The sequence below is a fragment of the Paenibacillus senegalensis JC66 genome, from assembly GCF_000285515.1.
In the GTDB taxonomy this organism is placed as follows: domain Bacteria; phylum Bacillota; class Bacilli; order Paenibacillales; family NBRC-103111; genus Paenibacillus_L; species Paenibacillus_L senegalensis.
On sequence record NZ_HE610963.1, the window covers coordinates 76,976 to 87,055 of the forward strand.

General features: G+C 48.5%; 7 protein-coding genes. 3 read left to right on the top strand and 4 right to left on the bottom strand.

What is annotated here, in order from left to right; all coding sequences use genetic code 11:
• On the bottom strand, positions 1 to 3,701 hold a 3,701-nt coding region (locus PSHG_RS28760; protein ID WP_010278241.1), incomplete at its 3' end, for a collagen binding domain-containing protein.
• Between the two features lie 448 nt (positions 3,702 to 4,149).
• Between PSHG_RS28760 and PSHG_RS22780 the strand changes: the two genes are divergently transcribed.
• Both PSHG_RS22780 and PSHG_RS22785 read left to right on the top strand, forming a co-directional pair.
• A complete protein-coding gene (locus tag PSHG_RS22780; protein ID WP_010278246.1) occupies positions 4,150 to 5,022 on the top strand; it encodes a sugar phosphate isomerase/epimerase family protein in 873 nt (290 codons plus the stop codon).
• A 341-nt stretch (positions 5,023 to 5,363) separates the two neighbouring features.
• On the top strand, positions 5,364 to 5,942 hold the full coding sequence (locus PSHG_RS22785; protein WP_010278247.1) for a hypothetical protein: 579 nt from the start codon (positions 5,364 to 5,366) through the stop codon (positions 5,940 to 5,942).
• Between the two features lie 126 nt (positions 5,943 to 6,068).
• On the opposite strand, the gene PSHG_RS22790 is transcribed toward PSHG_RS22785, so the two are convergent.
• Together PSHG_RS22790 and PSHG_RS22795 are read right to left on the bottom strand one after the other, a co-directional pair.
• Positions 6,069 to 6,890, bottom strand: a complete 822-nt coding sequence (locus PSHG_RS22790; protein ID WP_010278249.1) for a class I SAM-dependent methyltransferase — start codon at positions 6,888 to 6,890, stop codon at positions 6,069 to 6,071.
• A gap of 71 nt (positions 6,891 to 6,961) precedes the next feature.
• Positions 6,962 to 8,056, bottom strand: coding sequence for a LysR family transcriptional regulator (locus tag PSHG_RS22795; protein WP_010278250.1), 1,095 nt, complete (start codon positions 8,054 to 8,056; stop codon positions 6,962 to 6,964).
• A gap of 154 nt (positions 8,057 to 8,210) precedes the next feature.
• On the opposite strand from PSHG_RS22795, the gene aroA reads away from it, so the two are divergent.
• On the top strand, positions 8,211 to 9,623 hold the full coding sequence (gene aroA / locus PSHG_RS22800) for a 3-phosphoshikimate 1-carboxyvinyltransferase (RefSeq protein WP_010278251.1): 1,413 nt from the start codon (positions 8,211 to 8,213) through the stop codon (positions 9,621 to 9,623).
• Between the two features lie 111 nt (positions 9,624 to 9,734).
• Here the strand turns inward: aroA and PSHG_RS22805 are convergent, their stop codons facing one another.
• Positions 9,735 to 10,061: an antibiotic biosynthesis monooxygenase gene (locus tag PSHG_RS22805; protein ID WP_010278252.1), complete on the bottom strand. Its 327-nt coding sequence runs from the start codon at positions 10,059 to 10,061 to the stop codon at positions 9,735 to 9,737.
• Between the last annotated feature and the right edge of the window lie 19 nt (positions 10,062 to 10,080).

Genomic DNA, 10,080 nt, shown 5'->3' on the forward strand with positions numbered 1-10,080 from the left:
GGGACCATTTTGTTTTCCAGCTTCAGCTGCAGCGTTTCGGTTTGCCCCTTGGCAACCGTAAACTCGAACAGCTCCGTCGGCAGTTCATAATGCTCAAGCGCTTCGGTTTCTTTCAAATAATAGGTTCCTGGCCGCAGTCCATTGAGCTTGAATTTCCCTGCTTCATCGGTAACCAGGCCGGTTTGCAACACGTGCTCATTTTCATCCAGCAAGTCGAATTTAACGCCTGACAAAATGCTGTCATCATATTGGTCGACCTTCAAAACCTCTACGTCGCCAAGAATAATATCATTTTCCTTCGTCAGGGTTACGATCGACGTTTGATTCTCTGTGATTGTAAACGGAATTGGAGTGCTTTCCAGCTCGTATCCTGCAGGAGCGGTGATTTCTACGAATTCATAGGTCCCCGGCTCCAAATTGCCAACGATAATCCGGCCGTCAGCATCCGTCGTATGCTGGCTTAACTCCTGGCCGTTCGAATCCCGTAAGGAGAAGACCGCACCTTCCAGTTCATCCTTCGTCTCCGCGTCCAGCTTTTTCAATTCCACAGCGCGAACCATTTTTTTGTTTTCGATTGTGATTCGAGTCAACTCGGCGTCCACCGTAACGGGGCGATTTGTATTTTCAATGCCGATTACATAGCCCTCAGGCGCCGATTTTTCTTTCAGAATATAGTCGTCATACAACAGGTTAGTGAATACCACTTTTCCGTCAGTGCCAGTGGTGGCGGTTTTGATCACGAAGGAGTCAGAGCTGTCATATAGCTCGAAGACTGCGCCTTCCAAATGCTCATTGGTATCGGCGTCCACTTTGGTGACTTCGAGGTTGCCTGTTTCTCCTGAACCAGTTCCTCCGCCGCCTGTAAAGAAGACTCTAATTTTTTCTTCGGATTCGACGTCTTCGCTAGTAATCTCGTCTCCGTGCAAGGTGACTTTGTTGCTGATTTCATCATTATGTCTTGCGTTGATAAACGATTGATATTCCAAAATATAAGGTCTGTCAATACTGTAAGGTTGGCCGTCTGCGTCCGCGAAAACCAGTTCAAACGTTTGCGAGCCGTCCTCTTTAGTTTCAATGTGCAGGGAATAATCTTCTCCCTTAACCAGCTCGCTGTCGGCAGTAACCTGACCGTTAGGCGCTACTTTGGTGGAGTATAGCGTGAAGGAGTTCTCCAGCAAAATTTGCTTGCCCGTTTGTTCGTCGACAATCCGCACATTAGACAGATAGGATTGGCCAAAGTTGATGTTAATTCTCCAGTCGATTACTTTGTCGTTCTGTTTGCCGCTTTTCTTCACATAGCTTTCGCCATTCGGGATCGAAACAGAGGCATCTACCGTTACAGGATCTCTTCCATCGCTAGATAGTTCGGCTTCGTTCTTGTAGGAAGCTTTGATCATCTCGCGCTCAAAGCTGGTCTTGAATTCAAGCCAGTAGGCTTTGGATGTAGTTCCATGAATAGTAACTGTGAACAGCTTTTCGTTATCATCATCAAACTTAACACTATATCCACTTTCAATAAGAGCCCCTTTACTTACTATTTGGCTCTCCGTATCCAAGATAGCTTCGTACAGCAGTATCGTGTCGGTCAGCAGAATCTGGTTGTCTTGGATTTCATCAGTGATGACGATATTCGTTAATTCCTTCAGATCATAGTTGACCCCTACATTCCATGTGATTTCTTTCTTTTCAGCATCGTAGGCGCCATGTTTAAAGCCATTGTTTTTCGTATATTGGTCTGGTGGGAAGCTGGAGACAGCTTCTTTCTCACGTACTGCATCATTATCGTTAGGATCTTTCCAGGTAGTGTCAACCTTGTTGGTAAAATGTCTGCTCTTATCCGTTAAAAGGTCGTACCTGAAGTCCGTCGTATAAACGATTTGATGATGAGTATTGATCGTTCCGTTAAATGCAATAGTAAATCCGTTACCGTTTGGATCAAGGGTTAACGTATAGTCGGTATTCTCTTCTAGAAGCCTGGCTGGCGATGCGCCGTTATCGTAAACCTTGATCGTATTCTCATGTAGTTGGAGCCCTAGGTACGGGAATGTGTCTACAACTTCCAGGTCTTTCATTTCGTATTTGTCCCGGTTGATGTTAATGACCCATTCTACAGTTTTGTTTTTATAATCAAGCTCTCTATACGACTTGTGCAAGATTTCTTGTCGGGTATCTCTGGATGCTTCTTTTTCGTTATCGCCAAAGCTTACTTTATTAGTAATTTTATTACCCTCAAACACACGGTCTTTGGCTTTGGTTGTGTATGTGATCTTGTAAGCATTCTCAATGTCTTTGGTAAATTGAAGATCAAAGCCGTTTGTTGTCTCGGTGACCGTGTAGTAATCTACTTCTTCGGCTACCGACGCCTGACCATTTTCGTCTATAGCCATCCGTTCAACGACAACAGATTCTTTAACAAAAATATGTTCTTCCGAGAATGTATCCTCGAGCAGCGCTAACGCTTGGGGAATATCCTTCTCGTTATAATTGAAACGAATCTCCCAGGTGATTGTCTGGGTTTGCGAGTCATACTCGGTGCTTTCTTTAGCTAACGGTGCCCCGCGACTGGTGGTAACGGATGCTTCAGCTTCCATCGGTTCGCTGCTACCGTTTTTGAGTACCGCTTTATTACGGTAGGTGGTGCTGTCCCCATCGGTAATTTCAGTCTTGAAAACGACGCGATACGCTTCGCTAATGGAACCAAAGTCTATGCTGAACGGGTCGTTAGTTACGGTATATTCACTTTCATCGACCAAGTCGCCCTGGTTCACCCCGCCGCCGATCTGAACGTCTAGTTTATACACTTCAATAGAACCGGGGATGAGACGCTGATTCATGATCTCTGGATCAATCGGGTCCTCCAAAATCGCATGGTCGAGCGTTTTCAACTGTCTGTTCAAGTCGACCGTCCAAGTAATTTCCTTGGCGTTGTAGCCGCGATCGGTTATCCCGCTTTTGACGATTTCCTTATGATCCGGCACTTCAAAACGAACGGGAATTTTGGCCACTTCTTCGTCTTTAATATCAAAAGTAATCTCTTGATCGACATTTCCGTGCAGCTCTTCTTTAAAGAACGTACCGAACCACAACATTCCTTTGATATTGGACATCGTAGTGATGCTCTCGTTAAACGTCATGACGACCGAAAGATCATCCTTGTCCATGACAAAAGAGCCCACATTGGAGCTGCCAAATACCAGATCACCTTCTACATTATTATAAGCAGTAAAGTGCTCAGGCAGCGTAAAACTGAATGTGGAATTTGCCGGGTATCTATGGTCGTTAGGCAGCTCCCAGGCCATGCAGATATGGGCAATATCCCCCGGACTTACTATTGTCCCAGGATTGTCCGCGTAATTAATGACGTTGTGATTCTCATCCTTCAGAACCACATTCGTAATGATGTTGCGCTCTATTTCTACTCCTGACAATGGTCCGGCAAACGCGGGCACGATTGGCGGAGTATAGACTGCTTCCGTCACCTTATTCGTGCCGTATACGGTTTCCGGCACAGCCCACTGGGCATCTGCCGCGTAAACACTTTGAATTACCGGACTGCTTACGGGGCTGGCCACATCGCCGCAGGGGTTTTCGTCATTCATAATAGCGCCCTGCGAATGAACAGCGGGTAAGGCTACGGTTTGAAACAGAAGCAGAAAAACAAATGATAAAATCGTAAATCGGTTCAGCTTCTTGGTAACCATAATTTTACATTTTCTCCTTTCCTTTTTTAGCAAATTTTTCATGAAATTAATCTATGCATAACTAGCAATGTAATCATGGAACCTGAACAATTACTGAACAATTTTTGGTTGAAAGGGTATTTTTCTAAATAAATTAAAAAATATTAATTTTTTTTAATGAAAAAACATAAAAATGCCTTTTTTATTGCTTGAAAACAAAGGTTTTAGGCAGGACTTTTTCAGGAAGGGGATGGCTGTCTTTAAGGCTATACGCTATAGTAGAACTAGAAAAGGCTGCAGCTGGCCGTAGAGGAGCTTGTTCAATACCGGCTTGCGGTCTTCCTATCATCTGTTGGATTGGCTATAAAATGAAAAAAGATAGCGATTTAGGTGGAGACGCTCAGCGAACGTTCATACGTAGAAAACCATACTTACCGGATGTACAAATTTAATCGGGTGGTGAAGCGTATTGAAAGCGGGAATCAGCACTTATTGTTTGGTCGATAAGCTGAGGAATGAAGAGATGTCTGTGCTGGATGTGCTGGATTGGGCCAAGGAGTTGGGGTGCGACCATGTAGAATTAGTGCCTTATGGGTACTCTTTAGTGGATAATCCGGACTTGGCAGATGAGGTGAGGGACCGTGCGGCTTCCTTGGGACTGGAGTTATCGAACTATGCGATGCCGGCTAATTTTGTTCACGACAGCGAAGAGGCGTTTGAGGCGGAAATCGTTCGTTTGAAGCAGCATGTAGACTTGCTGGTGCGTATGGGTATACCTTCCATGCGTCACGATGTCGTTCTGTTCCGGCTTCCGGAAGAAGAAACGACAATCGAACACTTCCACAAGTGGCTGCCGCAAATTGTAACAGGAAGCCAAATGATTGCCGACTATGCGGCTCCATTCGGGATTACGACGAACATTGAGAATCACGGATGGGGAGTGCAGCACAGCGACCGGGTTCAGCATGTGCTTAATCAGGTTGACCGGGTCAATTTTAAAACCGTGCTGGATATAGGCAACTTCATGTGCGTGGATCAGCCATCGATGATCGGAACCGCTAACAACTTGCCCTTTGCTTCTATTATTCATCTGAAGGACTTTTACTATCGTCCCTCCCATGAAGATCCCGGCGATGGGCGTTGGTTCAAAACGGTGAACGGCAATTACTTGCGTGGGGCCATTTTTGGTCAAGGGGACTTGCCTGTTCGTTCTTTGCTGAAACTAATCAAGGGATCTGGATATGACGGATACCTGACCCTGGAATTCGAGGGGATGGAGGAGAGCAAGGAAGCGACACGCATCGGCTTTGAAAATATTTTGCGTTTATGGCAGGAAGTTTGATAAGGAAGGGTAAACAAAAAGACCGGTCCGTTGCCTGGCCGGTCTCAAGTTCCCAGGTAAGTTTTCACTGTGGGAGTTTTTTTTACCCGGAGGAAACCTGAAGAAGTACAACGTCATCTAATTATATCAGCTCAAAACAACTCCAAGAAAATCCAATAAAAGTTACCGCATCATGATGCACGCCTTTTAACCTTAGTACTCCAATTGAAAACAAACAATCCACCCTATAAAGGTTGATATGCTCCCTTTAAAGTAGACAGATGAAATAAAAAAATCTGTTTACTCTAAGGGGAGCTTTTTTTGACCATACCAAAGTTAGGAAAAGGAGAGTTACAGAAACGATGACAAAACAACTGATTGTTATTCTGGGTACCCTGCTGTTTTTAACGTCGTGTTCTAGTACGGAGTCTTCCAAGGAACAAAGTGATAGGGTTCAGCCTATTCCTCCTGCTACAACAAGCGGTGAGGACAAGCTGGCAGGTTCTCCTGCAATTAAAGACAGCATTAGTGAAACAGAAGATAATAAGACTAATGAACTTAGTTCAAACGAAGAAAATATGGAGGAATTGCCAGAATTGGAGATCGATAATATTGAAGTGACAAATGTTGAAGAGGAGCTTTTAGAAGTAATGATGGCCTATCTCCATGCGGCTAAAGCTCAAAATCAGCTTGAAGTTGAAAAGCTTTTCCATCCTGAGGCGTTAAAAAGCCATCTTCATGGGTTTTATAGGGATGGTCCATCGAGATCGGTTGTCAGTATATATCCTAACCCCGATCATCGAGAGAAGGATGTTGCCGAAGAATACGGATTTGATCCTGACAACGTGAGAATTATTGTGGTAGATTGTGGTGAAGCAGGCAGCTTGAATTTTATTCTTGTAAGAGAAGAAGGGGAGTGGCTGCTTTATAGAACGGATTAGGTCACATGAACAAAACAAGCAAGCTCCTAGGTTCCAAGTGGAGCCTAGGAGCTTTTTTATGTGATGTCTTCCGCCAGTAAACATTTTTACAATCTTGTGCGAAGCAGCGAAAACTAACCCCGCGCATCATTTAATCCCTATCCGCATCCGATAGCCGAACGCCACCGTCAAGGTTTGCTGTTGAAAATATTCCTCGACTTCGCGCCGGAACGTCTCGAGCGCGTCCTGCAATTCGTTGGCGCCCAGCTTGAGGGCGGTTTGTACTCCACCCTGGCTAAGGGCCAGACCTATGTAGCGGTCCGCGGTGCACGATTCTTCGTTATGAAAGACAATTTCCTTGGTAAACCGGAAATGCCCGCTTTCCCTTATCCGCTGCAGATGCTCCTCTTTGTTCCGCTTAACCGCCTGCTCCTCCTTGCTGACCAGTTGATCGATAAGCTGGTCAGCATGCTGCATCAATTGCAGGTAGCTGGTCTCGACTCGCCAGCTGGATGAGGGTGGCCAATCGCAATCATAAGCGGCAAACACTCCGCCGTCGCTTAACACTCTGGCGAACTCCCGCAAAGTACTGACCGGCTCCATCCAGTGGAAGGATTGGGAGCAGGTGATCACATCTGCGGAGCCGGACGGTATATCCAAAGCATTCGAATACCCTTCGCGGAATGCTATGGATACGGGCTTGCCTTCCCGTTCCCACTTATCTTTTGCTTTGGCGAGCATACCGGCGTTCGGCTCGATTCCGACAATTTGCCCGGCATATCCTTTCCATATGAAGGAGGAAAGCCCTGTCCCGCAGCCGACATCCAGTACCAGCCTGGGTGTGCGCTGCAAATAATGCGTGATGAAATGAGCCACACGGGAAGGAGCAGTGGGGCGATGGCGGTCATAGTCCTCCTGAAAGCCATTGAACCGATCAACATTATGCGGATTATTGCCATTCGGCTGCATAGTCATCCTCCTTGTATATTAGTCTGATCCCATTACTTGTTTGTTTGCCTCATTCTCCTCACTTTGCCTCCTTAGACTGATGGGCCGCATGATGGATAGGCTTTGGCCACCTGCTCTGCAAAAGCCCGGGCGGCAAGAGATAGAGACCTATCCTTGAGGGAGGCAAGAGCCAGTTTGCGGGAAGGAAGGGGGGCCGGCAGCTGCACTTCGAACAGCAGCCCCTTATCTAATTCACGTTCGACGAGGGAACGGGGAATAAGCGCAGCGCCAAAGCCGAGCCTCGCGAATTCCAGGAGCAGGTCGATACTGCCCAACTCCATATCGGGTTCTTTAAACAAGCCTTGTTCGTGCAGCCATTGTTCTGTGAATCGCCGTGAGCTGCTTCCGGAGGACAGCATCAGCAAAGGCAGCTCCGGCCAGATTTCACGCAAAGCTCCGCGGTTGGCCAGATGCCGATAGGTCTGCCCGACTACGAAGCATTCCTCTACATCCGTTAGCGGCTGCAAGTGAAGCCGGGAGTCTTGGCTAAGCGGCAGCCGCACCAGTCCGCATTCTATCTCTCCTTCGAGCAGGCGGCGCACGATGTCGGGTGTTCGTCCGTGAGTCAGCCGGATCCGAATATCGGGGAAGCGCCGTCGAAACTCGTCTAGCGGCTGAAGCAAACACATCCGGATAAGGGTGTCGCTCGCTCCTAGTTTGAGAACGCCGCTGGACAAGTCCTTCATGGCGTTCATTTCTTTTTCCCCGGCTTCGAGCAGGGAGAAGGAGGGCTCAACAAAGCGCAGGAGCGTTTCTCCTTCCGGCGTCAGGCTGACCCCTCTGGAACGGCGGTTGAACAAGGTCACGGACAAATGCCTTTCCAATTGCTTGATTGCGTAGCTGACAGTCGGCTGTGTGATGTAAAGCTGCTGCGCTGCTTTCGTTAAACTGCCGAGTTTAGCCGCATACAAAAAAATTCGATAAGCCTCCAAGTGAACCGAGGAGACGGACAGGGGCCCTTCCTTACCCGCCGGGCTGTCTGCCCATGCGGAGCTGCCTGCTTCCGCAGGACTGTCTGCCCATGCGGAGCTGCCCGCCTCGGCAGGACTATCCGCCCATGCGGAGCTCTCCGCCTCCGCAGCACTCTCCCTCCATGGGGACGTTTCATCATCTTGAAATGGAATCATCCTGCTGCTCCCTTGTCTTTTTGTAGGTATGGATCAGTAATGATATAGAAGTGGTCTATCGTTACATTTAAATATATGTATTTTATCTATATCATTTCCTACATTATACTGGAGGGCAAGAACATTCACCATATTCAAAGGAGGCTGCATAGAGATGTCACAAAGCTTTCGTTCCCTTATCCGAGAGGAGGGGCCTCATCCGACTTCCTTAGATTCTAGCACTACTTCACGATCACCCTGGTCCACCTATCCAGGCCGTAAAAGGATTGTTGAACTGTCTCCTCCTATACAAGCTGTTCACGGGCGATTAACTGTCCCCGGCAGCAAAAGCCTGACTAACCGCGCTCTGCTGATCTCAGCACTTGCTGAAGGGACTTCTCACTTGAAAGGGCTGCTCAGGAGTGATGACAGCTACTGGTGCATTCGCTGCTTGCAAAAGCTGGGCGTAGAACTGGAAGTGGAAGAAGATACAGCAGTTGTCCGCGGGACAGGAGGAAAATGGCCGGTGAAGCAGGGCGAACTGCATGTCGGCTATGCGGGTACGGTAGCCCGTTTTTTACCGGGAGCTTTGGCGATCAGTGAAGGGGAATGGACGGTTAAGGGAGACCATCAAATCATGGAACGTCCATCCGCTCCGTTATGGGACGCTTTAACTGCTCTTGGAGCAAAGATTAAGCATACGGGAAAAAAGGGCAGTCTTCCGGTCCGTGTTGCTGCGCAAGGATTGCGTGGCGGCCAAATCTCTATGTCCGGCTCTTTATCCAGCCAATTCATCAGCGGTTTGTTGATAGCTGCTCCATACATGAGGGAGGGATTGACGCTTAATCTTGATGGAGACATCGTTCAGGAGGATTATGTCCGGATGACGCTCGAAATGATGCGCGTTTTTGGCGTTTCTTCCGAATGGCTGGCAGAGAAGAAGATCATTCATGTAGCTCCGGGCCGCTATCGTGCCGCTGCTTTGACGTTGGAGCCGGATATCTCGACCTGCGGATACTTCTGGGCTCTTGCGGCCCTGACCCAGGGAACGGTCCGGACCGACCAGATAACGCCTGCTGCGCAGCAGCCCGATCTGAAGCTGCTTGACGTTCTTACCCGGATGGGCTGCAGGGTGACTCGGGACAAGCACTGCGTAGAAGTAGAGGGGCCCGCACAATTAAAGGGCGGTTTTACGTTGGATATGGGAAAATGGTCCGATCAGACGCTAACAATGGCCGTGCTCGCTGTTCACGCCGACCAGCCTATCACTTTGCGGGGAGCTTCGCACATTCGGCACCACGAGTGCGACCGGATTTCTGCGATCTGCAGTGAGTTGGGGCAGTTAGGTATCCGGACAGAGGAGTATCCGGATGGTTTGACGGTATATCCGGGACAGGTTCAAGTGAGGAAAGCTGTTGACCCGCGGGAAGATCACCGCATGGCTATGGCTTTGAGTCTCCTTGGTGCGAGAACAGAGGGCCTGCGCATCCAGGATCCCGGCTGTGTGTCCAAGACATGTCCCGATTACTTCGCCATAATGGCAGGGCTGGGCCTGCAGGTCCGGGATGTAAGCGAAAAAGACTCCTGACCAAGAGCCATCGGGCTTCCAGTCAGGAGACCATATTTCAGACTAGCTTATTTTGCAGAGTGTGAGAGGCTCTACGCAGAATGGTAAAGTGATGACACCAATCCTAACTGCCTAAGAGCCCTTGGAAGCATCGTCCGCATGATGGACGACTAACTCATACTGGTTCAGAGCGGCTCCGAGCATATACTGCCTGCTGTCGCTGGCACCCCGGTGGGACTGCTTGAAGGAGTCGCTGGCCGTCCAGTTTTTGAACGCCTCTTCATTTTCCCAGACGGTGCATACCTTCAGCTCTTCCTCGCCCTCGGCGCCAGCGCCGAGCCACACTTCCATTCTTTTAAATCCCGGCATTTGCTGAATTCCTTGGGCTTGTGCAAAGCGCTCGGATACTTGCTTGCCGTACCCCTCTTTAATGCGGATTGTATTCGTGACGACCAACATACGCTAACCCTCCCTCAAT

Coding starts and splice junctions, on each gene's coding strand:
- aroA (WP_010278251.1), top strand. CDS start 8,211: ATGTCACAAAGCTTTCGTTCCCTTATCCGAGAGGAGGGGCCTCATCCG.
- PSHG_RS22805 (WP_010278252.1), bottom strand. CDS start 10,061: ATGTTGGTCGTCACGAATACAATCCGCATTAAAGAGGGGTACGGCAAG.
- PSHG_RS22795 (WP_010278250.1), bottom strand. CDS start 8,056: ATGATTCCATTTCAAGATGATGAAACGTCCCCATGGAGGGAGAGTGCT.
- PSHG_RS22785 (WP_010278247.1), top strand. CDS start 5,364: ATGACAAAACAACTGATTGTTATTCTGGGTACCCTGCTGTTTTTAACG.
- PSHG_RS22790 (WP_010278249.1), bottom strand. CDS start 6,890: ATGCAGCCGAATGGCAATAATCCGCATAATGTTGATCGGTTCAATGGC.